General features: G+C 61.6%; 26 protein-coding genes and 2 tRNA genes. 18 read left to right on the forward strand and 10 right to left on the reverse strand.

Annotated features, from left to right (window positions below):
- Positions 1–108: 108 nt before the first annotated feature.
- The 3 genes from ACP154_RS10115 (at position 109) to ACP154_RS10125 (ending at position 2528) form a co-directional block, all read left to right on the forward strand.
- Positions 109–942 (forward strand): sulfurtransferase, encoded by an 834-nt coding sequence (locus ACP154_RS10115; RefSeq protein WP_421861491.1) that lies wholly within the window; start codon positions 109–111, stop codon positions 940–942.
- Positions 939–1484: a GNAT family N-acetyltransferase gene (locus ACP154_RS10120; RefSeq protein ID WP_421859538.1), complete on the forward strand. Its 546-nt coding sequence runs from the start codon at positions 939–941 to the stop codon at positions 1482–1484. Before ACP154_RS10115 ends, ACP154_RS10120 begins: the two co-directional genes overlap by 4 nt.
- A 78-nt stretch (positions 1485–1562) precedes the next feature.
- The gene (locus ACP154_RS10125; protein ID WP_421859536.1) at positions 1563–2528 is read left to right on the forward strand and encodes an NAD(P)H-dependent flavin oxidoreductase; all 966 of its coding nucleotides are present in this window, start codon (positions 1563–1565) and stop codon (positions 2526–2528) included.
- A 79-nt stretch (positions 2529–2607) separates the two neighbouring features.
- Here the strand turns inward: ACP154_RS10125 and ald are convergent, their stop codons facing one another.
- The gene (ald, locus tag ACP154_RS10130; RefSeq protein ID WP_133722938.1) at positions 2608–3726 is read right to left on the reverse strand and encodes an alanine dehydrogenase; all 1119 of its coding nucleotides are present in this window, start codon (positions 3724–3726) and stop codon (positions 2608–2610) included.
- A 210-nt stretch (positions 3727–3936) separates the two neighbouring features.
- Between ald and ACP154_RS10135 the strand changes: the two genes are divergently transcribed.
- From ACP154_RS10135 to ACP154_RS10155, 5 genes are all read left to right on the forward strand, one after another.
- Entirely contained in the window at positions 3937–4398 is a 462-nt protein-coding gene (locus ACP154_RS10135; RefSeq protein ID WP_421859534.1) for an Lrp/AsnC family transcriptional regulator, read from the forward strand.
- 45 nt (positions 4399–4443) lie between these two features.
- Complete coding sequence (queF, locus tag ACP154_RS10140; RefSeq protein ID WP_022699862.1) at positions 4444–4908, forward strand: preQ(1) synthase; 465 nt, start codon at positions 4444–4446, stop codon at positions 4906–4908.
- 184 nt (positions 4909–5092) lie between these two features.
- Positions 5093–6007, forward strand: a complete 915-nt coding sequence (locus ACP154_RS10145) for an alpha/beta fold hydrolase (protein ID WP_421859532.1) — start codon at positions 5093–5095, stop codon at positions 6005–6007.
- A gap of 2 nt (positions 6008–6009) precedes the next feature.
- The gene (locus ACP154_RS10150; protein ID WP_421859529.1) at positions 6010–6402 is read left to right on the forward strand and encodes a hypothetical protein; all 393 of its coding nucleotides are present in this window, start codon (positions 6010–6012) and stop codon (positions 6400–6402) included.
- Positions 6399–6602, forward strand: a complete 204-nt coding sequence (locus ACP154_RS10155; RefSeq protein WP_421859526.1) for a helix-turn-helix transcriptional regulator — start codon at positions 6399–6401, stop codon at positions 6600–6602. Before ACP154_RS10150 ends, ACP154_RS10155 begins: the two co-directional genes overlap by 4 nt.
- Positions 6603–6771: 169 nt before the next feature.
- Here the strand turns inward: ACP154_RS10155 and ACP154_RS10160 are convergent, their stop codons facing one another.
- Positions 6772–7335, reverse strand: a complete 564-nt coding sequence (locus ACP154_RS10160) for a TIGR00730 family Rossman fold protein (RefSeq protein WP_421859523.1) — start codon at positions 7333–7335, stop codon at positions 6772–6774.
- Positions 7336–7474: 139 nt separating this feature from the next.
- On the opposite strand from ACP154_RS10160, the gene ACP154_RS10165 reads away from it, so the two are divergent.
- From ACP154_RS10165 to ACP154_RS10180, 4 genes are all read left to right on the forward strand, one after another.
- Positions 7475–8485 carry a LysM peptidoglycan-binding domain-containing protein gene (locus tag ACP154_RS10165; RefSeq protein ID WP_107712872.1) on the forward strand — a complete coding sequence of 337 codons (1011 nt, stop codon included), beginning with the start codon at positions 7475–7477 and terminating at the stop codon, positions 8483–8485.
- A 51-nt stretch (positions 8486–8536) separates the two neighbouring features.
- Positions 8537–10369 (forward strand): ABCB family ABC transporter ATP-binding protein/permease, encoded by a 1833-nt coding sequence (locus ACP154_RS10170; protein WP_421859520.1) that lies wholly within the window; start codon positions 8537–8539, stop codon positions 10367–10369.
- Positions 10370–10462: 93 nt separating this feature from the next.
- Positions 10463–12667 (forward strand): patatin-like phospholipase family protein, encoded by a 2205-nt coding sequence (locus tag ACP154_RS10175; RefSeq protein WP_421859516.1) that lies wholly within the window; start codon positions 10463–10465, stop codon positions 12665–12667.
- 142 nt (positions 12668–12809) lie between these two features.
- Complete coding sequence (locus ACP154_RS10180; RefSeq protein ID WP_421859514.1) at positions 12810–14093, forward strand: NAD(P)/FAD-dependent oxidoreductase; 1284 nt, start codon at positions 12810–12812, stop codon at positions 14091–14093.
- Between the two features lie 92 nt (positions 14094–14185).
- On the opposite strand, the gene ACP154_RS10185 is transcribed toward ACP154_RS10180, so the two are convergent.
- The 4 genes from ACP154_RS10185 to ACP154_RS10200 form a co-directional block, all read right to left on the reverse strand.
- Positions 14186–14389 carry a YgaP family membrane protein gene (locus tag ACP154_RS10185; RefSeq protein ID WP_107712876.1) on the reverse strand — a complete coding sequence of 68 codons (204 nt, stop codon included), beginning with the start codon at positions 14387–14389 and terminating at the stop codon, positions 14186–14188.
- Positions 14390–14568: 179 nt separating this feature from the next.
- Positions 14569–16104: a sodium/proline symporter PutP gene (putP, locus tag ACP154_RS10190; protein ID WP_421859512.1), complete on the reverse strand. Its 1536-nt coding sequence runs from the start codon at positions 16102–16104 to the stop codon at positions 14569–14571.
- 52 nt (positions 16105–16156) lie between these two features.
- Positions 16157–17449 carry a glutamate-5-semialdehyde dehydrogenase gene (locus ACP154_RS10195; protein WP_421859509.1) on the reverse strand — a complete coding sequence of 431 codons (1293 nt, stop codon included), beginning with the start codon at positions 17447–17449 and terminating at the stop codon, positions 16157–16159.
- Between the two features lie 53 nt (positions 17450–17502).
- Entirely contained in the window at positions 17503–18276 is a 774-nt protein-coding gene (locus ACP154_RS10200) for a pyrroline-5-carboxylate reductase family protein (protein ID WP_421861488.1), read from the reverse strand.
- Between the two features lie 271 nt (positions 18277–18547).
- Between ACP154_RS10200 and proB the strand changes: the two genes are divergently transcribed.
- Entirely contained in the window at positions 18548–19702 is a 1155-nt protein-coding gene (proB, locus tag ACP154_RS10205; protein WP_421859506.1) for a glutamate 5-kinase, read from the forward strand.
- A gap of 172 nt (positions 19703–19874) precedes the next feature.
- Here proB and ACP154_RS10210 read toward each other — a convergent pair.
- Positions 19875–19950: transfer RNA gene (locus tag ACP154_RS10210), tRNA-Asn, on the reverse strand.
- 319 nt (positions 19951–20269) lie between these two features.
- Between ACP154_RS10210 and ACP154_RS10215 the strand changes: the two genes are divergently transcribed.
- Positions 20270–20626 carry a DUF962 domain-containing protein gene (locus ACP154_RS10215; protein ID WP_107712880.1) on the forward strand — a complete coding sequence of 119 codons (357 nt, stop codon included), beginning with the start codon at positions 20270–20272 and terminating at the stop codon, positions 20624–20626.
- 60 nt (positions 20627–20686) lie between these two features.
- On the opposite strand, the gene ACP154_RS10220 is transcribed toward ACP154_RS10215, so the two are convergent.
- A tRNA-Cys gene (locus ACP154_RS10220) sits at positions 20687–20760 on the reverse strand.
- A gap of 191 nt (positions 20761–20951) precedes the next feature.
- Here ACP154_RS10220 and ACP154_RS10225 point away from each other — a divergent pair.
- The 4 genes from ACP154_RS10225 (at position 20952) to ACP154_RS10240 (ending at position 24851) form a co-directional block, all read left to right on the forward strand.
- Positions 20952–21608 (forward strand): protein-L-isoaspartate O-methyltransferase family protein, encoded by a 657-nt coding sequence (locus ACP154_RS10225; protein WP_107712882.1) that lies wholly within the window; start codon positions 20952–20954, stop codon positions 21606–21608.
- Between the two features lie 126 nt (positions 21609–21734).
- The gene (locus ACP154_RS10230) at positions 21735–23084 is read left to right on the forward strand and encodes a TolC family outer membrane protein (RefSeq protein ID WP_107712883.1); all 1350 of its coding nucleotides are present in this window, start codon (positions 21735–21737) and stop codon (positions 23082–23084) included.
- 95 nt (positions 23085–23179) lie between these two features.
- Positions 23180–23788 (forward strand): DUF2497 domain-containing protein, encoded by a 609-nt coding sequence (locus ACP154_RS10235; RefSeq protein WP_421859503.1) that lies wholly within the window; start codon positions 23180–23182, stop codon positions 23786–23788.
- 94 nt (positions 23789–23882) lie between these two features.
- Complete coding sequence (locus ACP154_RS10240; RefSeq protein ID WP_421859499.1) at positions 23883–24851, forward strand: DUF3137 domain-containing protein; 969 nt, start codon at positions 23883–23885, stop codon at positions 24849–24851.
- Positions 24852–24910: 59 nt separating this feature from the next.
- On the opposite strand, the gene ACP154_RS10245 is transcribed toward ACP154_RS10240, so the two are convergent.
- Both ACP154_RS10245 and xth read right to left on the reverse strand, forming a co-directional pair.
- Positions 24911–25309, reverse strand: a complete 399-nt coding sequence (locus tag ACP154_RS10245; RefSeq protein ID WP_421859496.1) for a VOC family protein — start codon at positions 25307–25309, stop codon at positions 24911–24913.
- Positions 25306–26097: an exodeoxyribonuclease III gene (xth, locus tag ACP154_RS10250; RefSeq protein ID WP_421859494.1), complete on the reverse strand. Its 792-nt coding sequence runs from the start codon at positions 26095–26097 to the stop codon at positions 25306–25308. Before xth ends, ACP154_RS10245 begins: the two co-directional genes overlap by 4 nt.
- Between the last annotated feature and the right edge of the window lie 9 nt (positions 26098–26106).

Raw genomic sequence — 26106 nt, forward strand, 5'->3', positions numbered from 1 at the left:
CGTAAGCGCGCGATTTTTCGCGTCGTTTGTTCGAGACTGGCGCAGCCCGCTTCCCCGAACAAGCCAAGCTGGTACGGTGAATACGATTAGTTCTGGAGAATCGCCTTGATGCGGGAAACGGTGACAATCAGCGCGATACAAGCGCTGGCGGAAGCAGATCAGGTGTTTGTGGACGCCAGCTGGTTCCTGCCCGGCGCGGGCATGACCGGGGAAGAGGTGTTTGAAGAGCGCCGCCTGCCGCGTGCGGTGTTCTTCGATCTCGACGGCGTCTGCGATGTCAGCTCGCCCTTGCCGCACATGGCGCCGGGCGCGGCGGCCTTCGCCCGCTGGCTCAGCTGGCAAGGGCTGAGCGGGGGCGAGAAATTCATCATTTATGACCAGACCGCGCTGGTGGGCGCCGCGCGTGTCTGGTGGACCTTCCGCCGGTTTGGCTGCGATGTGCGTATTCTGGACGGCGGCCTGAACGCCTGGCGCAAATCAGGCGGCGCGATTGAAACGGGCGAGATTTTCCGCAGGCCGCCCGCCATCGAGCGCGCGCCGCGGATGATCTGGGATGATACGGTCAATTGGGAAGATGTCTCCTTCGCCTCGCGCTCCGGCTCGGCGCTCGTGGTGGACGCACGCGCGTCTGGCCGGTTTGAAGGATCAGAGCCGGAACCGCGCAAAGGGCTGAAATCAGGCCATATCCCAGGCTCCATAAATTTGCCGTTCCCCAAGCTCCTGACCGCTGACGGCAAGCTGAAATCCGAAGATGCGCTGGAGGCGGCCTTGCCGCGGGTCAGCCGCGAAACCCGGATCATCACCACATGCGGATCAGGGGTGACGGCGGCTATCCTGAGCGCAGCCTTTCTCAGCGCCGGGTTCCGCGATGTGCGCCTTTATGACGGCAGCTGGGCGGACTGGGGCGCCCGCGACCTGCCTGTGGAGACCGGCCCGGCATGAGTGTGAGTTTGACTGTTCATGACACGCTGGCCCAGGCGCCGGGCGATGTGCGGGATCAGGTCTATGGCCTGATTTGTGAAGCCGATGACGCGTTCTGGCCGCCGCTGCGCGCTCGCACGCCCGAGCAAGGTCTGTCTGTGGGCGAAGGCGCGGTGCTGGACGCCGCGCCGACGGCGTATTGGGCGTCGATCCAGACGCACGCCTTGATCACCGCCAGCGACGCGGCGGGGCGAGTGCTCGGCATGATGAGCGTGGCGCGCGACAAGCGGCTCGACGCGCTGGACATGACCGCCAGCGCGTATCTGTCGACCCTGATCGTCGCGCAATTCGCGCAAGGCCGCGGGCTGGCGCGAAGACTGTATGAGCGCTTGTTTGATCTCGCGCGTCATTGGTCGGATACGCCCTGTGTGGCGACCCGCACCTGGAGCACCAATGGCGCGCATCTTCCCCTGATCGCCAAGCTGGGTTTTGAAGAAAGATTACGCCTTAAGGATGATCGTGGCGCGGGCATCGACACCGTGTATTTTCTTAAACCGCTCTGAGCGCTTTTCTTGTGCGAAAACCGCGCTAGCCTTTGCGCAAACATTGTTCACTTATTTCCTCCGGGGAGGGTCCTTCGCGTGTCTGAACTCAAATGTCTGAAAGGCAAGCTGCGCCTGCCGGTGATCGGCTCACCGCTTTTCATCATCTCCAATCCCAAGATGGTCATCGCCCAGTGCAAGGCGGGCATTGTCGGCTCCTTCCCGGCGCTCAATGCGCGCCCGCAAAGCCAGCTTGATGAATGGCTCGATGAGATCACCTCCGAGCTCGCCAGCTATAACAAAGCCAATCCGGACGCCCCGGCGGCGCCGTTCGCGGTGAACCAGATCGTGCACCGCTCCAATGACCGGCTCGAGGCTGATCTGGCGAGCTGTGAGAAATACAAGGTGCCGCTGGTCATCACCTCGCTGGGCGCGCGCGAAGAGCTGAACCAGGCCGTGCATGGCTGGGGCGGGGAGACGATGCACGACATCATCAACACCAAATTCGCCCACAAGGCGCTGGAAAAAGGCGCGGACGGCCTGATCCCGGTGTGCGCCGGCGCGGGCGGCCATGCCGGCACGCTGTCGCCCTTTGGCCTGGTCAGCGAGATCCGCGAATTCTTTGACGGCCCCATTGCGCTGTCGGGCTCCATCTCCACCGGAGCCGGCGTTCTGGCCTCTCAGGCCATGGGCGCGGATTACGCCTATATCGGCTCGGCCTTCATCGCCACCGAAGAGGCGCGCGCCAGCGAGGCCTACAAGCAGTCCATCGTCGACAGCACGGCGGAAGACATCATCTATTCCAACCTCTTCACCGGCGTGCACGGCAATTATCTGCGCAAGTCGATCGAGGATGCGGGGCTGGACCCGAACAATCTGCCTGAAAGCGATCCTTCCGCGATGAATTTCGGCTCCGGCGGCAATACCGACGCCAAGGCCTGGAAAGACATCTGGGGCTCGGGCCAGGGCGTGGGCGCGGTCAAGAAAGTCCAGAGGACGGGCGCCTATGTGTCCGAGCTGCAAGCCCAGTACGAAGCCGCGAAACAGCGCCTCTGCGGGGGCTGAGTCTACAGCCTGACGCTGGCGCACAAAAAACCCCGGCTCAGATTGAGCCGGGGTTTTGCATGTCGCGGTGTAAGAGGCGTTACAGCACGGTCAGCCAGTCGGGTTTGTTGAACGGCACGCCCAGATCCTCGGCGGCGTCCTTGTAGGTGACTTCACCGTCCGCCACGTTCAGGCCGCGCGCCAGGTGGATGTCGTCATTCAGCGCTTGTTTCGCGCCCTTGTCGGCGATGGCGATGGTGAAGGGCAGGGTGGCGTTGGTCAGCGCCAGGGTGGAGGTGCGCGCCACGGCGCCGGGCATGTTCGCCACGCAGTAATGCACGATGCCGTCCACGATATAGGTCGGGTCCTGGTGGGTGGTGGCTTTGGAGGTTTCAAAGCAGCCGCCCTGATCAATGGCGATGTCCACAAGAACCGCGCCCTCTTTCATGGTGGAGAGCATTTCGCGGGTCACCAGCTTGGGCGCTGCGGCGCCCGGCACCAGAACGGCGCCGATCACCAGATCGGCTTCGGCGATTTCCTCCGCGATGGCGCCTTGGGTGGAATAGCGCGTCTTCACCTGACCGCGAAAGAACTGGTCCGTTTCCGCCAGCTTCGGCAGGGAGCGATCGAGCACGGTGACGTCCGCGCGCAGACCCAGCGCCATCTCTGCGGCATGGCTGCCGGACACGCCGGCGCCCAGGATCACGACTTTCGCCGGGGTGACGCCCGGAACGCCGCCCATCAACACGCCGCGGCCGCCGGCGGCTTTGTGCAGGGCGTTTGCGCCCACATGTACGCTCATCCGGCCCGCCACTTCCGACATCGGGCGCAGCAGCGGCAAGCGGCCATTGATGTCGGTCACGGTTTCATAGGCGATGGCGATACAGCCCGATTTGCGCAGGCCTTCGGTCTGAACGGGATCGGGCGCCAGGTGCAGATAGGTGAACAGGGTGTGGCGCGCGGTCAGCATCGCGGTTTCAGAGGGCTGGGGCTCTTTCACCTTCACGATCAGCTCGCCAGCTTCAAACACCGCCGGGGCGTCGGCCAGTATTTCTGCGCCCGCCTCGACATACTCCTCGTTGGAGAAGCCTGCGCCATTGCCGGCGCCGTCCTGCACGAACACCTCATGGCCGTGCGAGACCAGTTCGCGGGCGCCGTTCGGCGTCAGGCCCACCCGATATTCATGGTTCTTGATCTCGGTTGGAACACCAATGCGCATAAGTCTGCCTCCCGGCTGGCCAGCTCTCGAAACGAGATCTGGCGGTGTGATTTTGCGCGAAAAATAGGGATTGTGTGCAGTATTCTGCAAGTAAATTTATGATATTCGAATTATTTTGCGTTATATAGCGAAAATGCGCCATGATGCGCTGCGTCATCGCCAGTGTGCAGCGCGGCGGCGCGAGAAGTTTCGACAGATCGGGAGCGGGGTATGAAGCTGGATGACATTGACGCCGCTATTCTGGGTGCGCTTCAGCACGATGGGCGGCTGACCAACGCTGATCTCGCAGAGCGCGTGGGCCTGTCGGCATCGGCCTGTCACCGTCGGGTCAAGGCGCTGGAGGCGGAGGGCGTGATTGCAAGCTATGCGGCTTTGCTCAATGCCGACCGGGTGGGGCGGGGCCTGACGGTGATCGTGCTCGTGACGCTCGAAAACCAGAAGCGTGAAACCATGGAGGCGTTTGAAACCGCCGTGGCCGGGATCGAGCATATCAGTGATTGTTATCTGACCACGGGGGCGGAAGACTATTTCTTGCGGCTGCAAGTCCGTGACGCCAGCGATTATGAACGCGTGCACCGTGAGCGCCTGTCCGGCCTGCCGGGCGTCGCACGGCTGGTCTCAAACATCGCCATGCGCACCGTCTTTTCACGCCGGGCCATGAGCGTTCAATAGCGCGCCCCATTGCCGTGTCCGCTTATCAGCGCTAAATGCGCGCCCATGACCGATGAACGCTATTCCAAGCTGGACATGCTGGGCGCCGACGCGAGAGCGGCGGACCGCCCCGAAGACGCGCGTCTTGAACGGGTGGAGAACCCGTCGCAGGACGCCGACTACATGATCCGTTTCGCCTGTCCGGAATTCACCTCGATCTGCCCGGTGACCGGCCAGCCTGACTTTGCGCATCTCGTGATCGACTATGCGCCTGCGCAATGGATCGTGGAGAGCAAATCGCTCAAGCTCTATCTGCAAAGCTTCCGCAATCATGGCGCCTTCCACGAAGCCTGCACCATGATGATCGGCCAGCGTCTGGTTGATGAGATCCAGCCCAAATGGCTGCGTATCGGCGGCTATTGGTATCCGCGGGGCGGCATTCCGATTGATGTGTTCGGCCAATGGGGCGAGGCGCCCAAAGGCCTTTGGATTCCAGACCAGGGCGTGCCGTCCTATCGCGGTCGCGGCTAGACCGGCCGTCTTTGTCAGTTTCAGCCCTTCCGGCCTCAGCCGGGAGGGCTTTTTTCTGTGCGCTGACAGGATGCGAACCCGACATTTAGACATGCAAACATGAAAAAGTGTCAGGCAGTCTTGACATGCTGGCGACATGTCAGGTAATCATGACACATCGTCAACCAAACATGATGGTGTGAACATGAAACCTGTCACTGCTTACCGCTTCGCCGCCGCCTCTATTGGCGCGCTCGCCGTTTTTCTGTCCCTTGACGCTTTTGGCGTGTTCGACGCTGACGCCCAGGAACTGACTTCAACAGACCGGATCACGGTCAGCCGGTCTGGCGAGGATCTCGGCGCCAGCGTGGTCTATATTCCCGGCCTCGCGACACCGGGCGCTGTCTATGCGCCGCTGGTCGAGCAGCAGGCGGACTGGGACAATCATGTCGTGACCCTGAACGGGTTCGGCGGCGGAACCGAGGCTCCGGAAGCGCTTGAGACTGTGGTCGAGGACGCCGCGTCCGAGGTGGCGGCCTATCTGGAGGCTGAGAACCTCGAAGACGTGATTCTGGTGGGTCATTCCATGGGAGCGCAGGTGGCTCTGCTCACTGCTGGAACGACCTCGGACCGGGTTGCTCATGTGGTGGTCGTGGATTCCGCGCCCTTCTTCTCGGGTCTCATGCAACCTGGCGTGACCGAAGAGATGATGGCGCCCCAAGCCGCCGCGATCCGCCAACAGATGAGCGCCATGCCGCGCGAGGCCTATCTGCAGATGATGGCTCAGGGCCTCCGTGTGCAATCAATCACTGAGGACGGTCAGGCCCAGGTCATGGCCTGGATCGAACAGGCCGATCAGCGCACCGTCGCCGCAGCGACGGCGGAGATCATGGCGACTGATTTCGCCCCACGCCTCTCCGCTGTCCAGGCGCCGGTCACCCTGTTGTATGCCGAGTTTCCCGAAATGGCGCCCGAGCAGATTCGTCAGATGTTCGTCAGCCAATATGAAGGCCGGGTCGAACTTGAGGCGCGCGGCGTCGCCGACTCACGCCATTTTATCATGCTGGACCAACCTGAACGCTTCTCGGCCGAGATCGAGCGCGTGGTGGAAGGAGACTGATCATGGCCATGACCCCGGCCGCCAAGACCTATATGCGGCGCATGCTGATCGTAATGACCACCTATATGGTTCTGCTGTTCGGCGCCGTTTGGCTCGATAACACCTTCGATCTGGCTCAGCCAGTTCGTATCATCCTGAGTCTTCTACCGGTTCTGCCCGTAATCGCCTGCATATGGACCATCATCGCTTTTGTCCGTGCGGTGGATGAGGTTCAGGCCCGGATCATTCTGGAGTCGAGCTTGATTGGCGCGATTGTCGTGGCGGTGGCGAGCTTCACCTATGGCATGTTGCGCGGCGTGGTGGAGCTGCCGGGTATATACGAAGTCTTTTATCTGCCTGCCTTTATTGCCGTCTCCGGTGTGGCGAAAGTCTTTGTGAAAAGGCGCTACCAGTGAAGAACCGGATCCGAGTGCTGCGCGCGGAACGGCGCTGGTCACAGGCGGAGCTGGGGGATCGGGTCGGCGTGTCACGCCAGGCGATCAATGCGGTGGAGACCTCCAAGCACGATCCCTCTCTGTCTCTGGCCTTCAAGATTGCTGAAGCCTTCGACGCCCGGATTGAGGATGTCTTCGATCCTCATGGCGACCCCGATTGAGAGACGGGCTCTCAACTCCAATCGGGTGACGACCATTCCCGTCCCTTCATGATGACGAGACAGCTTGTCCCGTTTCGGCACATGCTTGCGACGCTCATCCAGGCGTCGACGCCGAGAGGCAGAGTGTGTGCTCAGCGCAGTGGGAGGATGCGTAGTGTCAGAGCGTCAGCTAAGCTGTCTGCGCTTTAGCGTTCCGCGCAGACAGCTCGCGCAGACGTTCGATCCCGGCTTCGGGCGTGGGGTGAAAGCTGATCGTTCTGATCACATCATCTTGAGCGAAGCCCGCATCCACCACACGCAGCAGCAGGGTTTCCAGCGGTTCCCAGAAGGCTGCATCCACAAAGGCGGCGGGTTTGTTGTGCCTGCCCAACTGGCGCAGCATGATCATGTCGAAGATTTCCTCAAGCGTGCCTGCGCCGCCTGGCAGGACGAGAAAGGCGTCGGCCTCTTCAATCATGATGGCTTTACGTGCCGCGAGAGTCGCCGTGATGCGAGGCTCCACGCCCTCTTGAAGGCCTTCCGTCGGGATCAGGAATTCAGGAATGACGCCGAGGACTTCGCCCCCTTCCGCCAGGGCGGCGCGCGCCATGCGCCCCATCAGCCCCGCTTCGGCGCCGCCATAAACCAGCCGCAGGCCCGCGCGCGCAATGGCGACACCGGTGGCTTCGGCCATATCTGAAAACCGCGGATCCACACCGTCATTGGATCCGCAAAATACGCAGATGCTCCGCATTTTCGCCTCACATAGACTACACATTGTCTGCTAACGCGGATTGAAACGTTCAGACGAGACGTTCAGCATTACCAAGTTGGCGCATCCGGCGCGAGGCTTGCATAACAGTGACGGACGTCAGTAGGCGAGGAGTACGCCCATGGCCGCAACGCGGTCCTTTCTGATTGCAACAGCTTTGCTGATCGTTGCGGTTGCGGCGGCGGCGGTTTTCATCGTGATGCGACCCGGTCCCGGCGCCATCAGCGCGCCGGAAACACCGGCCGTGTCCCAAGAAGAAGACAGGCTTGCGCAATCCAGTCAGGAAACGGCTGCGCTCATACCGCCGACCTTTGACATCGTGCGCGTGGATCCACGCGGCACCGCCGTGGTCGCCGGTCGCGGCGCCCCCGGCGCCAGCGTGGTCTTGATGGTGGGTGAGGAAGAAATCTCCCGCGTTGAAATCGATAGCGCCGGTGAATGGGTGATGATCGTGGATCGTCCCTTGCCGGCCGGCTCGGTTGAGTTGTCGCTTGTAATGGAAACGCCGGCGGGTCAGGAAATTCGCTCTGATCAGGTGGTGGTCGTCTCCGTGCCGGAGGGCCGCGATGAAACTCCGCTTGTGGTTCTGGGCCGGCCGGGCGAAGCCAGCCGGGTCTTGCAAGGTCCGTTTGACGGTGTGTCCGTGGGGCCGCTTTCGCTCTCGACCGTGGATTATGACGATAGCGGCGCCGTGATTTTCTCTGGCCGTGCTGTGCCGGGCGCCGATGTCCGGGTGCTCGCGGACGGTGAAGAGGTGGGGCGCGTCACGACCGATGACGCCGGGCGCTGGGTGATCCGCGCCGGAACCGCTTTTGAGCCGGGCGTTTATGATCTGCAGGTGGATCAACTTGATGAAGACGGCCGCGTCACCGCCGTGATCGTGCTGCCGTTCGAACGCGCTGCGCCTGAAGCGGCCCGCGCCGCACAGCAAGCGGGCCGGGTGATCGTCCAACCGGGCAACTCATTGTGGCGCATTGCACGCCGGCTTTATGGCGAGGGCCTGCAATACACCGTCATCTATGAAGCCAATCGCGACCAGATCCGCGACCCCAATCTGATCTATCCCGGCCAGGTGTTCTCGGCGCCTGAAGAGGACGGTCAGGACGGCTCGTCCGGAGAGCCGGGAGAATAAGGCGCCGGTCCGGCATGGCGCCGGGCCGGGCTTCGCCCTAAATAGGGCTTCATGCAGCATCATGACCCCGCCAATCCCACAGAAGGCCCCGCACCCGAAGGCCGTCTGGGCGAGGCGATCTCACGGCTTCTCACCATTCTGGCCTCCGACGACATGCGGCGCTGGCGCCCGCGCATGGCGTTCGCCTTTCTGATCACCTTGATCGCCAAGGGATTCGCGGTCGCGTCTCCGATTGCGTTTGGCGAGGGGGTGAACGTGCTGACCCGCGGCGCCGCAGACGGCGCCCTGGCGACGGGTCTGTTCGGCGCGGCGGCCTTGATGTTTGTTGCTTATGGCCTCTTACGTTTCGCCGCCAGCGGAACCCCGCAATTGCGTGACGCGATCTTCGCTCCGGTCAGCCAGGACGCCCAGCGTCTGACTGCGGTGCAGGGCTTTGCGCATGTGCAGACCCTGTCCTTGAGCTTTCACCAGACCAAGCGCACCGGCGCCATGAACCGCATCATTGATCGCGGCGCCAACGCCGTGGATTTCCTGCTGCGCTTTTTGGTCTTCAACATTTTGCCGGCGATGGCCGAACTCATGCTCGCCGCGATTGTGGCGGCTGTGCTGTATGGCTGGGTCTTCTCGGTGATCATTGTCATCGCGGTAATCGCCTATGCCGTGACCACCGGGCTGATGACGGAATGGCGCGTCAAATTGCGTCGCCAGATGAACGAGGCGGACACCGAGGTGAACGCCCGCGCCGTGGACACGCTGACGAATTTTGAAACCGTGAAGGCCTTCGCCGCTGAACAGCGCGAGGCGGACCGCTATGACGACGCCAAGAAGCGCTATGCCGACGCAGCGTCGAAATCCCAGCAGAGCCTCGCGGGTTTGAACGCGGCGCAGGCCGCCATCATGAATGGCGGTTTGCTCGTGGTGGCCCTGACGGGCGGCTGGATGGCGCTCAATGGTGAGCTTGAGCCTGGCGATGTGGCGGCTTTGACCTTGATGCTGATGAATGTCTATCAGCCGCTGAACATTCTGGGTTGGGCCTATCGTGAGATCAAACAGGCGAGCGTGGACCTTGAACGCCTGTTCCAGACCTTGCGGCTCAAGCCCGAAGTGGCGGATCAGCCCGGCGCCGCGGCGCTGGCGTTGAAGGGCGGCGGGGTGCGCTTTGACCAGGTCAGCTTCGCCCACGACGGACGCGACCGGTCTGTGTCTGACGTTAGCTTTGAGATCGCGCCGGGCAGTTTTGTCGGACTGGCGGGGCCGTCAGGGGCGGGCAAGTCCACGCTGTTGCGCCTCTTGTTCCGCTTCTACGATCCTGATGAAGGCCGGGTGATGATTGATGGTCAGGATATCGCCGGCCTGAGCCAGTCCAGCCTGCGCAAGGCGCTGGGCCTGGTGCCGCAGGATGTGGTCCTGTTTAACGACACCCTGCGTGAGAACATTCTCTACGGCGACCCGTTGGCGGATGAAGACGCGCTTTGGAATGCGGTCGAGCGCGCGCGTCTGAAAGACTTTGTGCTGTCCTTGCCCAAGGGCCTCGAGACGCGGGTGGGCGAGCGCGGTCTGAAGCTGTCTGGCGGCGAGAAGCAGCGTGTGGGCGTCGCCCGTGCGATTTTGAAAAACCCGCCCATCCTGATTCTGGATGAAGCCACATCGGCGCTGGATTCAGAAACCGAGAGCGAGGTTCAGGCGGCCCTGGCCGAAGCGGCGCGCGGCCGCACGACGATCGCTGTGGCCCACCGTTTGTCCACCATCGCCAAGGCCGATCAGATTATTGTGCTGGAAGACGGGCATGTGACCGAACAGGGCGATCACACCGCACTGCTGGCGGCGGACGGGCGATACGCCGCCATGTGGCGGCGTCAGGCGGAAGCCGGCGAGCTGGCGTGATTTCCGTTCTTTTCGGCAGGCCGTGTTTTCGCCGAATTCATGCATAACAACCCCTCTGCCTGTCGGGACGCAGGCTGACAGGGGACGCACACCATGAACACCACCGCCCTATTGAGCGCAGCGATCAGCGCGCTAACGCTCGTGTTTTCAGCGGCTCCTGTCGCTCACGCCTGCGATCATGAGGATGCGGACGGCCCGGATGTCGCGCTTGTTCTGAGCGGCGGCGGAGCGCTGGCCAGCACCCATATCGGCGCCCTGAAGGTCATCGAGGAAATGGGCGTTCCCATCCATTGCGTCGTCGGCACGTCCATGGGCGCGGTGGTGGGCGGTTTGTACGCCGCCGGGTATTCCGCCCAAGAGCTCGAAGACATCTTTGTCTATACCGATTGGCCAGAGGTGTTCAGCGGTCGTCCCCCGCGCGAAGACCAGTCCTATCTTCAGTCCGAACGCGCCTCCGAATATCTGACCGGCGCTTTGATCGGCTTGGGAGAAAACGGGGCGAGACTGCCCGGCGGCATGCGCTCCATGCGCGGCCTGCGTCAGCATTTTCGCAGCCTGACCTTTCATGTGCCTCTGGACGCGGATTTCGACGCGCTCAACACGCCGTATCGCGCTGTGGTGACTGATTTTTCCACCGGTGACGCCGTGGCTTTGTCATCAGGAGATCTGGTCCAATCCATGTTGGCCAGCATGGCGGTGCCGGGTGCGTTTCCCCCGCGCGAGATCGACGGCGTCCTGTATGTGGACGGCGGCATGGCGGCGCAATTGCCGGTGCGTCAGGCGCGCGACATGGGCGCGGACATCATCATCGCCATCGACACCAGCGTTGAACCGCCCGCGCCCGGCGAGGCGCCGTCCATGTCCGAGACCTTGCAGCAATTGATCCGGGTGACGGTCTGGCGCAATCGGCAAGCGGATGTGGCCCGGTTGAAGGCGCGCGATATCCTGATCACTCCGTCTTTGGAGGGCTTGTCGACCACGGCGTTTGACCAAGCCGCCCACGGCGTCTCCCAGGGCGCCCGCGCGGCGCAGGACCATCGGGAGGCGCTGCGCCAGATTGCACAGATCGCAGCGCCTTCACGGCGACAGATCACGCCGCGCCCGGACATGTCGCAGTACGCGGATGCGGAGATTCGGGTGGTCAATAACACCACCATTGACGACGAGGTGCTTAGCGCGCGCGCCAATCTTGAACGTGCGCTGCAAGGAGATGAAGACCTGTTGCCGCGACGACTGAACGCGCTGACCGCGTTCGGTTCTCTGGGAGAGGCGGATCTGGCGCGGGATGAGAACGGGCTGGTGTTGATGGTGGATGAGCGCGATATCGGGCGCAGCCAGCTTCAAGGCGGGGTGCGCATGTCCAATACGTTTGAGGGCGAGTCCACTTTTTCGGTTCTGGCGCGGTATTCCCGTCGACCGTTCTCTCATCGCGGCGGAGATTTCAGCCTGTCTGTGGAGCTGGGCACCACGAACGGGGTGGAAGCGGTGCTCCAGCAGCCTTTTGGCGAGGCCGGACGATATTTCTACGAACCGAGCCTGTTTTATGAGGGCGAGGAGACGCCTCTGAGGATTGGGGATGTAAGTCTGGGTGAGTTCTGGGACCAGAAAGCCGGAGCCCGATTGCGGGTCGGCCGCGAGCTTGGTGATTGGGGCGTGGCCTTTGTGGGTGGTGAAGTGCGTCGCGGGCGAACCGAAGCCAAGGTGACGCTGGTGTCGGATCTTCAGCCCGTGGTCTACACGCTGGCCGGGTTTGGCGGCGGGGTCCGGGCGGATACGCTTGACCAGCTCAGCTGGCCCAGCCGCGGTATGGCGCTCAGCGTTGAAGCGTATCAGCTTTTCAATGTTGGCGATGACGCCTCCAACACGGTTCAGCTTTCCGTGTCCGGACTGAAGGCGTTTGAGCTCGGAGCGGCGACTTTGCTCACCTCATTCCACTCCGGCATGGTTGAAAACGAAAATGATGATCCGATCGACCTGATCTCTCTGGGCGGGTTTCGCTCCATCTCCGCCTATGGGCAAAACGCCATCCCGACCAACGCCTATGTCTATGGGTCTGTAGAAGCGTATCAACGACTGGACCGCACCGGCGCTGTCTTCAACGTGCCCGTCTATGCCGGCGTGTTGCTGGAAGCGGCGCATGTGGAGCTGGACTTTCTGGCCGCCGGCGAAGCGGGCGCCACCTATTCCGGCGCGCTCTATCTGGGTGTGGACACCGTGCTGGGCCCGGTCATCCTGGGCGGGGCGATCGGGGAGGAAGGCGCGGGCGGCGTGTTCTTGCATGTGGGCAGTTCGTTTTAACACGCGTTAACGCCTAACACTTTCGATAATTGATATGCGACGATCTGCCTAATGGGACGCCCGGGCCAGGGGCGCGACACTCTTGCGAGAAGAAAACGCCCGTCACGGCTGTGCGTGAAAGGGTGACAGCGGGAGGTTTGATATGGCTGATATCGTCATTCTCGGCGCAGGTCTGGGCGGATTGCCCATGGCGTTCGAAGCGCGAGAGCAGATGCGCAAGACTGACACAATTACGGTGATCAGCGATTCCCCGACATTTCATTTCACCCCGTCCAATCCTTGGGTGGCGGTGGGCTGGCGCGAAGCCGAGCAGATCAAGATCGAGCTTGAGCCGCTTTTGAAAAAACGCGGCATCGCGTTCATCCATGCCGCCGCCACCAAGGTTCATCCCGATCGCGACCAGGTGGAGCTGAGCAATGGCGAGACCATCAGTTATGATTATCTGGTCATCGCTACGGGACCCAAGCTCGACTTTGACGCCATTGAAGGGCTGGGACCGCATGGCGGCCATACCCAGTCCGTCTGTCATGTGAACCATGCCGAGCTCGCGGGCGAGGATTGGGAGAGACTGGTTGCTGATCCGGGGCCTATGGTTGTCGGCGCCGTGCAGGGCGCATCCTGTTTCGGTCCGGCCTATGAGCACGTTTTCACGCTGGAAACCGATCTGCGGCGCAAGAAGATCCGCGATCAGGTGCCGATGACCTTTGTGACGTCAGAGCCTTATATCGGCCATCTGGGCCTGGACGGCGTGGGCGACACCAAAGGGTTGCTCGAACATGAGCTGCGCCAGCGTTCGATCAAATTCATCACCTCCGCCCGCATCACGAAAGTTGAAGTAGGGCTGATGCATGTGGAGGAGGTGGGGCGCCAGGGCGAAGTGGTGGAAACCCATGAATTGCCCTTCAAGCATTCCATGGTGCTGCCCGCCTTCAAGGGTGTGGACGCGGTGTTCGGCGTTGAGGGTCTGGTCAACGAAAAGGGCTTCGTGCTGGTGGACCGCCATCAGCAAAATCCCAACTGGCCGAAAATCTTTTCCGTCGGCGTCTGTGTCGCCATTCCGCCCGTCGCGTCCTATCCGGTGCCCGTGGGCGTGCCTAAAACGGGCTTCATGATCGAATCCATGGTGCGCGCCGCCGCCAAGAATATTCGCGCCCTGATCGAAGGGCGGGAAATGAAGCATGAATCCACCTGGAACGCCGTCTGCATCGCGGACTTCGGTGATGGCGGCGTGGCGTTTGTGGCCATGCCTCAAATCCCGCCGCGCAATGTGAACTGGGCCGTGGAGGGCGGCTGGGTCCATATGGCGAAGGCGGCGTTTGAGGGGTATTTCATGGGCAAGATGCGCCGCGGCGTCAGCGAGCCCTTTTACGAGCGCATGATGCTGGACCTTCTGGGCATCACCAAGGTGCGTGACAGCAAAGCCTGATCTGGACTTGGTCCTGAGCCTGAGATCGGAACGCAAAAAACCCCGGCGTGGGGGACGCCGGGGTTTCTCGCCTGACGACTGGGGCGAACCTTCTAGGAAAAGGCGCCGCCAGGCTTCACCCCCAGGACCTTGAAGATCATGGCGGCGGGACAAAAGCCGGTGAAACTGGACTGAACCAGGTTCAATCCCACAAAGGCGGTCAGCCAAAGCCAGTAGGGGCTATGAAGCTGTGACAGAAGCAGAGAAACCAAAACCAGGGTTCCTGCCAGCAAAGTGACTGCGCGTCCGATTGTCATGATGTCCTCACTTATTATCAATTTTGATAATTGATAAAAGATATGGCGTCTAGCGGGCGGACTCACCATGTGGCGGACTGACGCGGCGGCGGCTGCGACTGCCACTGCGACACAGGCCAGACAGCAAAACGCCGGCCTCGAGGAGGCCGGCGTTGTACCGATCAGGCTGAGCGCCGGGCTCAGCTGTGTTCTTCGATGTGCGCTTCCATCGCATCGTACTGGTCCTTCACCTTGCCGCGCGGGGCTTTGGTGATCGCGTCCGTGATGACGATGGCGAGGGTCGACGCCAGGAAGCCCGGAATCATCTCGTAAATGAAGGCGGACAGCGATCCGCCATTGATCGAGATCGGCGCATATAGCCAGAACAGGACCACGACTGCGCCCGTCACCATGCCGGCGATGGCGGCGGACCGGCTCATATTCCTGCGATACAGGCTGAACAGGATGAGCGGGCCGAAGGCGGCGCCGAAACCGGCCCAGGCGTTGGACACCAGATCCAGGATCGAGCTGGACCGGTCAAAGGCGAGGATGATCGCCACCAGAGACACCACCAGCACTGACAAGCGCCCGATCAGCACCAGTTCTTTCTGGCTGGCGCCGCGGCGCAGAAAGGTCTTGTAGAAGTCCTCGGTCAAAGAGCTCGAGGACACCAGAAGCTGGCTGGAGATAGTGGACATGATCGCCGCCAGGATCGCCGCCAGCAAGAAGCCGCCCACCAGCGGGTGGAACAGGATCTGGCTCATCAGGATGAAGATGGTCTCGGAATCGGTGAACTCGATGCCGCTTTGTTCGATCATCGCGCCGTTCTGGGTGACGAAAGCGAGACCGAAAATGCCGGTCAGCACTGCGCCGATGACCGTGACGATCATCCAGGTCATGCCGATCAGACGTGCGGTCGCCACCTCCCTGAGTGTGCGGATCGCCATGAAGCGCACAATGATGTGCGGCTGGCCGAAATAGCCCAAGCCCCAGCTCATCGCTGAAATGATCCCGATAATGCTCATGGAGGTGAGCGGATCGGGGATCATGGACAGATAATTGGGCGTGTCCGCCACGGCGCGGGTCGTCTGTGCGATTTCGCCGAGGCCCCCAAGCTGCATGAAGGCCACGATAGGCACCATGATCAGGGCCACGAACATGATCACGCCCTGTACAAAGTCTGTCAGGCTGACCGCCAGGAAGCCGCCAAACAGGGTGTAGGCGATCACCACGCCCGCTGTCAGGAACAGGCCCAGACGGTAATCAAGGCCGAAGCTGGCTTCAAACAGCTTGCCGCCCGCCACAACGCCAGACGAGGTGTAAAGCGTGAAGAAAATCACGATCACCACCGAAGACAGGATCCGCAAGATGCGGGTGTCGTCGCTGAAGCGTTTTTCGAAATAGTCGGGGATCGTGATCGCGTCGTCTGCGATCTCGGTGTAGACGCGCAGGCGCGGCGCCACCAGCAGATAGTTGAAATACGCGCCGATTACGAGGCCCACTGCGATCCAGGCCGCGCCAAGGCCCGACACATACACGGCGCCGGGAAGGCCCATCAGCATCCAGCCTGACATGTCGGATGCGCCGGCAGAAAGCGCCCCGACGGCGGGGTGAAGTTTGCGACCGCCCAGCATGTAGCCGGAGACGTCATCAGTGGATTTTTTGTAGGCGTATAGCCCGATGCCGAGCATCAGGACGAAGTACGCCCCAAGCGACACAAGCGCTTCAACTTGCATGATGGCCCCCGAATGAACGCGTAAAGGGTTCGATTAAGTTATGTCTTTGGGCTTATGGCCGGGTATGGCCAGTGCCGCGGACACGGTATTTGAAGCTGGTCAGTTGCTCCAGCCCCACCGGACCGCGCGCATGCATTTTACCCGTCGCGATGCCGATTTCCGCGCCCATGCCGAACTCGCCGCCATCGGAGAATTGTGTGGAGGCGTTGTGCATGACGACCGCGGAATCGATTTCATTGAGGAAACGCTCGGCGATCGCCGCGTCCTCGGTGACGATGGCGTCGGTATGCGCTGAGGAATGCTCGGAGATGAAGGGGATGGCTTCGTCCGGGCCGTCGACCAGTTTCACCGACAAAGTGGTGTCGAGATACTCGGTGTAGAAATCCTCGTCGGTCGCCGGCTTGATGCGTGCCTCGATCGCGCGGGCGTCCGCTTCGCCCCGCACTTCGCATTCGCCCAGCGCGTCGAGCGCCAGGGGCAGGAAGTCTTTGGCGATTGAGCGATCCACGACAAGGCTTTCCGTCGCGCCGCAAACGCCTGTGCGGCGCAGCTTGGCATTTTTCAAAATTGCGGCCGCCTTGGTGAGGTCCGCCGCCGCGTTCACATAGGTGTGGCAATTGCCGTCGAGATGCAAAAGCGTCGGCACGCGCGCCTGGTCACGCACCAGGGAGACGAGGCCTTTGCCGCCGCGCGGGATCACCAGATCCACATACTCGGCGCAGGTCAGAAGCGCCTGCACCGCATTACGGTCGGTGGTGTCGATCATCTGAATGCAGTCGAGCGGCAACTCCGCCGTTTTCAGGCCTTCGGCCAGGCACTCCACGATCACGCGGGTGGAGTTGAGGCTTTCAGACCCGCCGCGCAGGATCACGGCGTTGCCGGATTTCAGGCATAGCGCGCCGGCGTCCGCGCCCACATTCGGACGGCTTTCATAGATCATCCCGATCACGCCAAGCGGCGTGGCGACGCGCTCAATGGTCAGGCCGTTCGGGCGTTCAGTGGTATGCAGCACCCGACCCACCGGGTCAGGCAGCGCAGCGATCTGGTCCAGCGCATCCGCAATCGCGTTCACCCGGTCTTCGTCCAGGATCAGCCGGTCGATGAAGGCGGCGGGTTTGCCCGCGGCCTTGACGCTGTCGACATCCCTGGCGTTCGCGTCCAAAAGCCGGTCGCGGTTATCGCGCAGGGCTTGGGCGGCGGCGGTCAGCGCCTTGTTCTTGCGGTCGGTTGAGGCAGACGCAAGCGAACGGGCGGCGGTCGCAGCGCGACGACCCAATTCATTCACATAGGCGGTGACATCAGAAGTGTCTGGCATGGCGTTCATCCGGCTGAGAACAGCGGTCATACGGTGGCTGGCTCCTTTATAGCGTCCGTTATCGGGGTGGGTGAGCGAAAGTCTTAGTCGCGCAGCTCGACGGCGCGCGAATAGGCGGCGCCAAGTGCGGCGTTCAGGCGGTCGTCAAGCGCGCCGTCATGATTGAGGGCGTTGACCCCGGCGGCGGTGGTGCCGCCCTTGCTCATGATCGAGTTGCGCAGGTTTTCAAATCCGGCTTCATCTTCAAGCGCCAAAGCCATGCAGCCCGCTATGGTTTCAATCACCAGGCGTCGCGCATCCTTGGGGCCGAAGCCTTGGGCCTCGACGGCCTTTTGATACGTGCGCGCAAACTCGAAAACATAGCCGGGCCCGCTGCCGGCGGCTGCGGTGATACGGTCGATCTGGTCTTCGTCCTCAAGCCAGATCGCTTCGCCCACAGCCTCTCCCAACAGCGTTCCAAGCTCGCGATGGTCCTTGGTGGCGGCAGCGTCGGCATAAAGACCGCTGACGCCGCGCCCGACGCGGGCGGGCATGTTGGGCATGAGGCGCAAGGCGCTGACATTGCCTGCGGCTTTTGACACTTTGGCGGCGGACGCGCCGGCGGCGATGGAAATCACACACCCGCCATCCCGGACAAAATTGGCGGCGGGCGGAATAGCGACATCGATCAGCTGGGGTTTCACGGCCAGGATCATGGCGTCAAAGCGTTCGGAGGCGTCCAGATCGTCAACGGACTTCACCCATTTTACGCCCAAAGGCAGTTTGGGTTCGCCCGGATCGACCACGGTCACACCGACGCCGCCAAGTTTGATCCATCGCGAAAGCAGGGCGCCGCCCATGTTTCCGCATCCAACCATAATCAAATTCCAGCGCACGAAACCTCCGTCACCGCTTAACAATCAAAGAGCATCAATCCAGTCTGACGCGCCGCTGCATCATTTAGACGACGAAGTAAGATTTTTCAACTCGGTGCAGAGTTCAGATGCTGCAACCGTTCGTAAACTACGCTATGATGGGATTTTGTGTGCTGAAGAAACATTGGGGTGCGCCCCTTGAATTGTTTCGAACAAAAAGTATCTTCCGCGCATGTTTGCGGCATGCTGCGCCGCGTCACCGGAGAGTATTGTTTTGTCAGATCGCCAACGCGTCGTTGTGAAAATTGGTTCATCCCTCCTCGCCAATGAGGAGCACCTCACTCTGCGCTACGCCTTCATGCACGGGGTGATGGAAGATGTCGCCCGCCTGCGCGACGAAGGCATTGACGTGGTTCTGACCTCGTCGGGCGCTGTGGCGATTGGATTGTCCACCATCGGTGTCGCGCCCGAGGATGCGGGGCTTCTGGACAAGCAGGCCGCCGCTGCGTGCGGCCAGCCGCTTCTGATGAACGCTTACAAGCAGATTGCGCTCGAATACGGCTTTGATATTGCGCAGGTGCTGGTGACGCTGGATGACCTGGAGGACCGACGTCGGTTCCTGAACACCAAGAACACGATTACGCGCCTGATCGAGCGCGGGGTGATGCCGATCGTCAATGAAAATGACTCTGTGACCACGGCCGAGCTGAAGGTGGGAGATAATGACCGCCTCGCCGCCAAGGTCGCGCAGATGGTTCAAGCTGACAAGCTGGTGATCCTGACGAGTGTTGACGGTCTGTATGATCGCAATCCTGAGGATGAGGGCGCCCAGCACGTGCCGGTGGTCGAGGATGTCTCCGAGTATCTTGAAGTGACCAGCTCGGTCAGCGCTCTGGGCACTGGCGGCATGCTGACCAAGATGCGTGCGGCGAACATGGCCCAGAATGCCGGTGTTGAGACCATCATTGGCCAGGGCGAGGTCGACCGTCCGGTCTCGGCGCTGTTGAAAGATGAACGCCGCCATACCAAATGCGTCGCGCTGGGTGATCCGGACAGCTCCTGGGCGATCTGGCTGACAGACCGGCTGCAGCAAGCGGGTGGCCTGGTGGTCGATGCCGGCATGGCTGAAAAGCTGCGTAAGGACCGTGCGGACATTGGTCGCTGCGATATCGTTTCGGTTCAGGGCGAATTCAGTAAAGGCGATGTGCTGCACATCTATGACGAGGACGGCGAGGAGCTGGCCCGCGGCATGTCCAATTTTACGTCCGCTGAAATCCTGCTGCTGGCCCGGAACACCGATTCCGCGCCGTCCGAGCTCTTGGGATACGAATCGAAACCGAGAATCATCGCCGCCGACAACATGGCCCTGATTCAGGATCACCACCTGACCTGGGAAGCGCCGACGGAATCCGTGACGATGGTCGGCTGAGCCTGGTGCAGGCGTATTGATGAACGGGGAGAGGGGCGCTCATAGCGCCCTTTTTCTTGGGCCGAAGGGGCGGCGATGCATCCGCTTTTGACAGGCCCAAATGCGAGCAGCCCCGCCTTGCAGGACAAGGCGGGGCTGGGGCTCACAGTCGTTTGTGCGTCATCGCCGCTGATGGCTCCTCGGGACGGGCTCGAACCGCCGACCCAGCGATTAACAGTCGCTTGCTCTACCAACTGAGCTACCGAGGAACACTCATCAGCGATGAGGGGGTGTGTATATCCAGAGCGTTGGACGCGATCAAGCGGCTGTGTGCAGCCCGATGCAGTTTCGTCTCAGTCCGGCATCCAGACATAAAAAAATCGGGAGCCCGAGAGCTCCCGAAAAGGCATTGGGTGGATGGTGGGGTGTCTTCGAAGGAAGACGAGTAAACAAATACTGAGTCGGGAGTTAACAAGCGCCTAACGTTAATGAAAATTCTCCACAGTCTGCGGGGGCTTCACCGATGGTCGCCGATCGGTCCGGACTGTGATACTTTGCCTGTTAAACAACATAAACAGGGAGGCATGCATGGCTGAACGCAGCGCCACTTATCAACAGTTCTGGCCCTTTTACCTTCGTGAACACGCCGAAGCGGGAACGCGATACATGCATTATGCGGGCACGCTTATCGGCACCACGATTCTGCTGGCGGCGCTACTCACGCAAACCTGGTGGGCGGTGCTGTTGTGGCCGTTGACCGGGTATGGCTTTGCCTGGGTCAGTCACGCCTTCATCGAGCGCAACAAGCCGGCGACCTTTATTCATCCGTTCTGGTCTTTCATCAGCGATTACCGGATGACGGCGTTGGCCTTCACAGGTCGGCTCAAGCCCGAGCTGGTCAAGGCGGGCGTTCTCAACCATCCCCACGCGCACGCGGCGGAATAAGAGTTGTCGATCGGACGGTCTGCAAGGACCGTCCGAATTCGGATGTCGGAAAGAGAAGGGTGGAGGCGCCACCCGGAATCGAACCGGGGTACACGGATTTGCAATCCGCTGCGTCACCACTCCGCCATAGCGCCGTCCTGTGGTGGGTCGCCTTCTATACAAAAGGCAGACGCCGCCCGCAACGCGCTTTGAGCGGGCTTTAACAGCTCTATATGTGAAAATATGCAGTGTCTTGGGGTCGCAGGGACGCGCCTTGGCCTTGCGGGTCAGAAAGCGAGCGCGATATAAGCGCCGCGAACACTTATTAAAGGGACGCCGCCTCGCCATGTCCGAATTCGAGACCGCCCGCCTCGCCATGGTCAATAGCCAGATCCGTCCGAACGACGTGACGGATCATCGTATCCAGGATGCGATGGCTGACATTCCGCGTGAGCGCTTCTTGCCCAAATCGCAGGCTGCGAAGGCTTATGCCGATACCGAAGCGCGTGTGGCCGAGGGCCGCTACATGCTGACGCCGCGCGATCTGGCCAAGCTTATCCAGGCCGCTGACATCCTGCCCACCGACGTGGTGTTGGATGTGGCGTGCGGCCGAGGCTACTCCACCGCCGTACTGGCGCGCCTCGCTGAGACGGTGGTCGGACTGGAGCAAAAAGATCTCGGCCTCGCCGAAAAAGCGACAGATGCGCTCAACGCCATCGAGACCGATAACGCCGCTGTGGTGGAAGGCGAGCTGTCTAAAGGCGTTCCAGGGCAAGGTCCGTTCAATGTGATCATCGTCAACGGCGCCGTGGCCGAGCCGGCCCAGGCCTGGCTGGACCAGCTCAGCGTCGGCGGCCGACTGGCTGTCATTGTGCGCGACGGAACTGTGGGCCGCGCGCGTATTTATACAAAAGCGCAGAATACGGTGGGCGATCGCGATGTTTTTGACACGACCGCGCCCTATCTGCCGGGCTTTGAACCGGAGGCGAAATTCGCTTTCTAGGCGGACTGTCACAGGATTGTCCGCCAAGGGTGACATTTTGCACCGTACACCGTGTCTTACCCGTCCTATACAAAGGCGGATAGATTTTGCGCGACTTGCGCAAGGGATGGTCAAGAGGGACGCCCCATGAAACGTTTTCTGTGCGCCGCCGCATTGTCGGTTTTCTCGTTTAGTCTTGCGCCCATGGGGATTGCGCAGGCGCAGTCTCTGCAAGAGACTCTGGTCGCGGCCTATGAGTCCAACCCCACGCTCGGCGCTCAACGCGCCAGCTTGCGGCAGTCTGAAGAAGGCTATTTCCAGGCCCGCGCCAGTGTCCTGCCCAGCCTGTCCGCCAACGGATCGGTGGGAGAGACGCTGGACACCTGGGGCGGAGCGCAAGAGAGCGACTCCTCCAGCTATGGCCTGACGCTGAACCAGTCCATTTATCGCGGCGGGCGCACACGGGGGTCCATCGACGCCGCCCTGGCGCGAATCGAAGCGGCGCGCCAGCAGCTGCGCTCAACCGAGCAATCTGTTCTGCTGGACGCCGTCAGCGCGCACATGAATGTTGTGCGCGACCAGCAAATCATCGCCATCCGCAGCAATAACGTCGAAGTGCTTGCCGAACAGCTGCGCGCAGCGCGCGACCGGTTTGAAGTGGGTGAAATCACCCGCACCGACGTCGCCCAGGCTGAAGCGCGCCTGTCAGGCGCCCGGGCCCAGCTGTCTGCCGCGCAAGCCGCGCTGGCCGCCTCGCGCGCCGGTTACGCGCGTGTGGCGGGCGTCGATCCGATCCAGCCTGTCAGCGCCGGCCCCGCCGAACAGGCGCCCGATGAATTCGCCGATGCGGCGGAAGCCGCCATCAACCGCAATCCCGACCTTCTGGCCGCCCAGTTTTCAGAACTGGCGGCTGAGCACGCTGTGCGCGTGGCGCGCGGCGCCCAATTGCCGGAAGTGGGCCTGCGGGCGAGCATCTCTGAAGGCCGTGAAAGCGATTTCTCCGGCCAGGGCCGCGGGTCCGCCTCGGTGACGGCTTCGGTGTCGATGCCGATTTTCACCGGCGGCCTGAACCGCTCCAATGTACGCCAGGCGCGCGCATCCGCCGATCAGGCGCGCCTTTCGGGGCTGACGGTGCGCCGTCAGGTGATCGAAGGCGCAACGAATGCATGGAACAATTACCTCGCAGCGCTCGCCGTGATCGAATCCAGCCGTCAGGCGGTCCGGGCGAACGAAATCGCCTTTGAAGGGGTTGAGCAGGAGGCTCTTGTGGGGCTTCGCACCACGCTTGACGTGCTTAACGCCGAGCAAGAATTGCTGAACTCCAGGCTCGAGCTGGTGCGCGCGGAACGTGATCTGACCGTGGCCAGCTATGCGCTCTTGCAGGCCATGGGGCAGTTGGACGCCGCCAGCCTGGCTCTGCCGGTCGACGCACTGGACCTGGAGACGCGATTTGAAGAGTCGCGGCGGGCTAACTTCGACTTAACGCCCTGGAATTAGACCTAGGAAATCAAGGAAGGGCGCTGGACAGCTGAGGCTTGCCGCGCCTAACCTGTGCGCCGCCGTTTACCCCTCGACGGACGAAGGACGTCTCTATGGCTCAGGATAGTGCTGAACAAGAACCGACGATGGAGGAAATTCTCGCCTCCATTCGCCGTATCATTAACGAAGACGAAGAAGAGCCCAAGGCTGAAGAAGCGGAGGCCGAGGCCGAAGCCGAGCCCGCCCCTGAACCGGAGCCCGAGCTTGAGGCGGAGCCTGAGCCGGAACCTGAGCCCGAACCTGAGCCTGAGCCTGAGTTCGAGGCTGAACCGGAACCGGAACCTGAGCCGGACATGGACGATGCGCTTGAGCTGACCGAGCGTGTCGAAGAAGACGAGCCCGTCGATCTCGGCGATGATATCATGATCATGGATCGCGAGCCTGAACCGGAACCTGAGCCTGAGTTCGAGGCTGAACCCGAGCCTGAGCCCGTCGAAGAGGACTCTCTCATCGACGCTGCGCCGGCCTCTGCGGCTGCGGGCATGTTCGCCGCTCTGTCTGAGAACCTGCGGGTCTCCTCCCAGCAGGGGCAGACGCTTGAATCCATCGTGCGTGAAATGATGCGTCCGATGCTCAAGCAATGGCTGGACGAAAACCTGCCCTCCATCGTTGAGGAAAAAGTGCAGGCGGAAATCGAGCGCATTGCGCGCCGCGGCCGCTAGTCTGGCCCAAGCCAAACACGATCAAACGGGCGCCGCTGGACGGCGCCCGTTTTGTTTTAGCCCTCTGTTTTCATAACCCTCCCCGAGACCGACCATGCGTGACCTCACCCAAGCGATTGAAGAGCTGACACCCTGGCTGGAGAGCCTCGAGGCGCAGCGCAAAGCCGCGGTCTCCCAGTGCTATAAAGGGGTTGGAATCGCCTTTGGCGGTGTGGCGGTGTTCTTGATCATCGCGGGTCTCGCAGGTTTCCCGGCGCCGGTGATGCTCATCGGTTCGGGCGTGATTGCCATCGGAGCCCTTGCCTGGGGCTATAGCGCCCTCAATGCGCTGCGCAAGGTCGTCAAATCCGGCCTCAATGACCGCTTCGCCGCCGCGTTTGGCATGCGTTACAGCGCGGAAGTTCATAACCCGGTGCGCTTTGACGCCTTTCGTGAGCATGGTCTGTTGCCAGGCTCGGACCGCAAGAGCTTTGAGGACATGTTCTCAGGCGAATCCTATGGCGCGGATTTCGATATTTACGAGGCGCATCTGGAAGAACGCCGCCGCACCAAGAACCGCACCTATTACGTGACGGTTTTTCGCGGCGTGCTGATCCGGATCAATTTCCCGCGCACGGTCGAGGGCGTCACGCTGGTGACCCGCGACAAGGGCGTTTTCAACGGTCTTGAGGGCTGGGGGAAGAAGCTCTTCAGCGGGCGCAAGCTGGAGCGGATCGGCTTGGTGGACCCCACATTCGAGAAAGCGTTTGAGGTATATGGCACTGACCAGGTGATGGCGCGCTATCTGTTGACGCCCTCCTTCATGGAGCGCTTGCTAAAGCTTGAAGGCGAGCTCAAGGGCAAGAATGTGCGCTGCGTCTTTGACGATGCGCTGGGCGAGGGCGATGGGCGCGGCGAATTGCTGATCGCTGCGGAGACCGGCAACAAGTTCGAAGCGGGTTCCATGTTCAAGCCGCTAACAGACCACAAGCGTCTGGAGAGCCTGCACGGCGAGTTCTCGATGATCGACGACATCATCAACACCGTGCTGGAGCCTGCGCGAGAGGGCGGCGGGGTCAGCTAGAGCCTTTTCAGCGAAAGTGGGAACCTGTTTCGTAGTTCGAAAAGGTGACCGGAAATGTTCTAGGCCTGCGGCTCCAGCAGATCCCAGCGATTGCCGTAAAGATCGCGAAACACCGCCACCTTGCCATAGGGCTCGTCTCGCGTGTCTTCTTCAAACGGCACGCCATTGATCTCCATGGCCCGGCGCTTGGCGTCAAAGTCATCCGTATGAAGGAAAAAGCCGACCCGGTCGCCCGCAAACGCGCCGATAGCGGCGACTTGCTCCACGCCTTTGGCCTTGGCGAGCAACAGCTTCACCCCGCCATCACCCGCGCCGATTTCGACCCAGCGCTTGCCGTCCCCAAGGTCGTTATCGGTCAGCACGTCAAAGCCGAGCGCGGTTGTGAACCAGGCGATCGCCTCGTCATAATCGGCGACGAGATATGTAACCGCGGCGAGGGTTTGAGACGGCCCGCTCACAGCTCGAACACGCCGATGAAGGGCACATGGTCAGAGGCTTTTTCCTTGCCGCGTACAGCCTTGGCGATCTCGACGGATTTGAGCCTGTCGGCCGCCTGGGGGCTGAGCAAGAGATGGTCGATGCGGATGCCGTTATTGCGCTGCCAGGCGCCCGCCTGGTAATCCCAGAACGTATAGTGATGCGCTCGGCCATCGGCCTGCAGAAACGCCTCTGAATAGCCAAGCCAAAGAATCTCGGCGAAGGCGTCCCGGCTTTCGGGCCGGATCAGCGCATCCCCCTCCCAGGCGGCGGTGTCATGCACATCACTGTCGCGCGGAATGAGATTGTAATCGCCCGCCAGAATCACCGGCTCTTCCAAAGCCAGCAGCGATTTGGCGTGCGCTTTCAGGCGCTTCATCCAATTGAGCTTATAGTCGTATTTGGGGCCGGGCGCGGGATTGCCGTTCGGCAGATAGATCGAGGCGACGCGCACAGGTCCGGTATCGGCGCTGATCACGGCCTCGATATAGCGCGCCTGCTCGTCGTCCTCATCGCCGGGCAGGGCGCGTTGGCTGACCTCTTCAATGGGGCGCTTTGAGAGCAAGGCGACGCCATTATAGGTCTTCTGGCCCACGGTCTCGACATTATAGCCCAGATCCTCGATTTCGAGCCGGGGGAAGCCCTCGTCCACCGTCTTGATCTCCTGAAGGCACGCCACGTCAGGCTGCGCCTCTTTGAGCCAGTCGAGCACATTGGGCAGGCGCGCCTTGATCGAGTTGACGTTCCAGGTAGCGACGGACAGGGGCATGAGGCGGAT

Origin of the sequence: Oceanicaulis sp. (genome assembly GCF_965249665.1) — a bacterium.
GTDB lineage: Bacteria > Pseudomonadota > Alphaproteobacteria > Caulobacterales > Maricaulaceae > Oceanicaulis.

Bases quoted from the DNA above. Each gene is read 5' to 3' on its own strand.
- ACP154_RS10115 (WP_421861491.1), top strand. From the start codon at position 109: ATGCGGGAAACGGTGACAATCAGCGCGATACAAGCGCTGGCGGAAGCA.
- ACP154_RS10120 (WP_421859538.1), top strand. From the start codon at position 939: ATGAGTGTGAGTTTGACTGTTCATGACACGCTGGCCCAGGCGCCGGGC.
- ald (WP_133722938.1), bottom strand. From the start codon at position 3,726: ATGCGCATTGGTGTTCCAACCGAGATCAAGAACCATGAATATCGGGTG.
- ACP154_RS10135 (WP_421859534.1), top strand. From the start codon at position 3,937: ATGAAGCTGGATGACATTGACGCCGCTATTCTGGGTGCGCTTCAGCAC.
- queF (WP_022699862.1), top strand. From the start codon at position 4,444: ATGACCGATGAACGCTATTCCAAGCTGGACATGCTGGGCGCCGACGCG.
- ACP154_RS10145 (WP_421859532.1), top strand. From the start codon at position 5,093: ATGAAACCTGTCACTGCTTACCGCTTCGCCGCCGCCTCTATTGGCGCG.
- ACP154_RS10150 (WP_421859529.1), top strand. From the start codon at position 6,010: ATGGCCATGACCCCGGCCGCCAAGACCTATATGCGGCGCATGCTGATC.
- ACP154_RS10160 (WP_421859523.1), bottom strand. From the start codon at position 7,335: ATGCGGAGCATCTGCGTATTTTGCGGATCCAATGACGGTGTGGATCCG.
- ACP154_RS10165 (WP_107712872.1), top strand. From the start codon at position 7,475: ATGGCCGCAACGCGGTCCTTTCTGATTGCAACAGCTTTGCTGATCGTT.
- ACP154_RS10170 (WP_421859520.1), top strand. From the start codon at position 8,537: ATGCAGCATCATGACCCCGCCAATCCCACAGAAGGCCCCGCACCCGAA.
- ACP154_RS10175 (WP_421859516.1), top strand. From the start codon at position 10,463: ATGAACACCACCGCCCTATTGAGCGCAGCGATCAGCGCGCTAACGCTC.
- ACP154_RS10180 (WP_421859514.1), top strand. From the start codon at position 12,810: ATGGCTGATATCGTCATTCTCGGCGCAGGTCTGGGCGGATTGCCCATG.
- ACP154_RS10185 (WP_107712876.1), bottom strand. From the start codon at position 14,389: ATGACAATCGGACGCGCAGTCACTTTGCTGGCAGGAACCCTGGTTTTG.
- putP (WP_421859512.1), bottom strand. From the start codon at position 16,104: ATGCAAGTTGAAGCGCTTGTGTCGCTTGGGGCGTACTTCGTCCTGATG.
- ACP154_RS10195 (WP_421859509.1), bottom strand. From the start codon at position 17,449: ATGACCGCTGTTCTCAGCCGGATGAACGCCATGCCAGACACTTCTGAT.
- ACP154_RS10200 (WP_421861488.1), bottom strand. From the start codon at position 18,276: ATGGTTGGATGCGGAAACATGGGCGGCGCCCTGCTTTCGCGATGGATC.
- ACP154_RS10215 (WP_107712880.1), top strand. From the start codon at position 20,270: ATGGCTGAACGCAGCGCCACTTATCAACAGTTCTGGCCCTTTTACCTT.
- ACP154_RS10225 (WP_107712882.1), top strand. From the start codon at position 20,952: ATGTCCGAATTCGAGACCGCCCGCCTCGCCATGGTCAATAGCCAGATC.
- ACP154_RS10230 (WP_107712883.1), top strand. From the start codon at position 21,735: ATGAAACGTTTTCTGTGCGCCGCCGCATTGTCGGTTTTCTCGTTTAGT.
- ACP154_RS10235 (WP_421859503.1), top strand. From the start codon at position 23,180: ATGGCTCAGGATAGTGCTGAACAAGAACCGACGATGGAGGAAATTCTC.
- ACP154_RS10240 (WP_421859499.1), top strand. From the start codon at position 23,883: ATGCGTGACCTCACCCAAGCGATTGAAGAGCTGACACCCTGGCTGGAG.
- xth (WP_421859494.1), bottom strand. From the start codon at position 26,097: ATGCCCCTGTCCGTCGCTACCTGGAACGTCAACTCGATCAAGGCGCGC.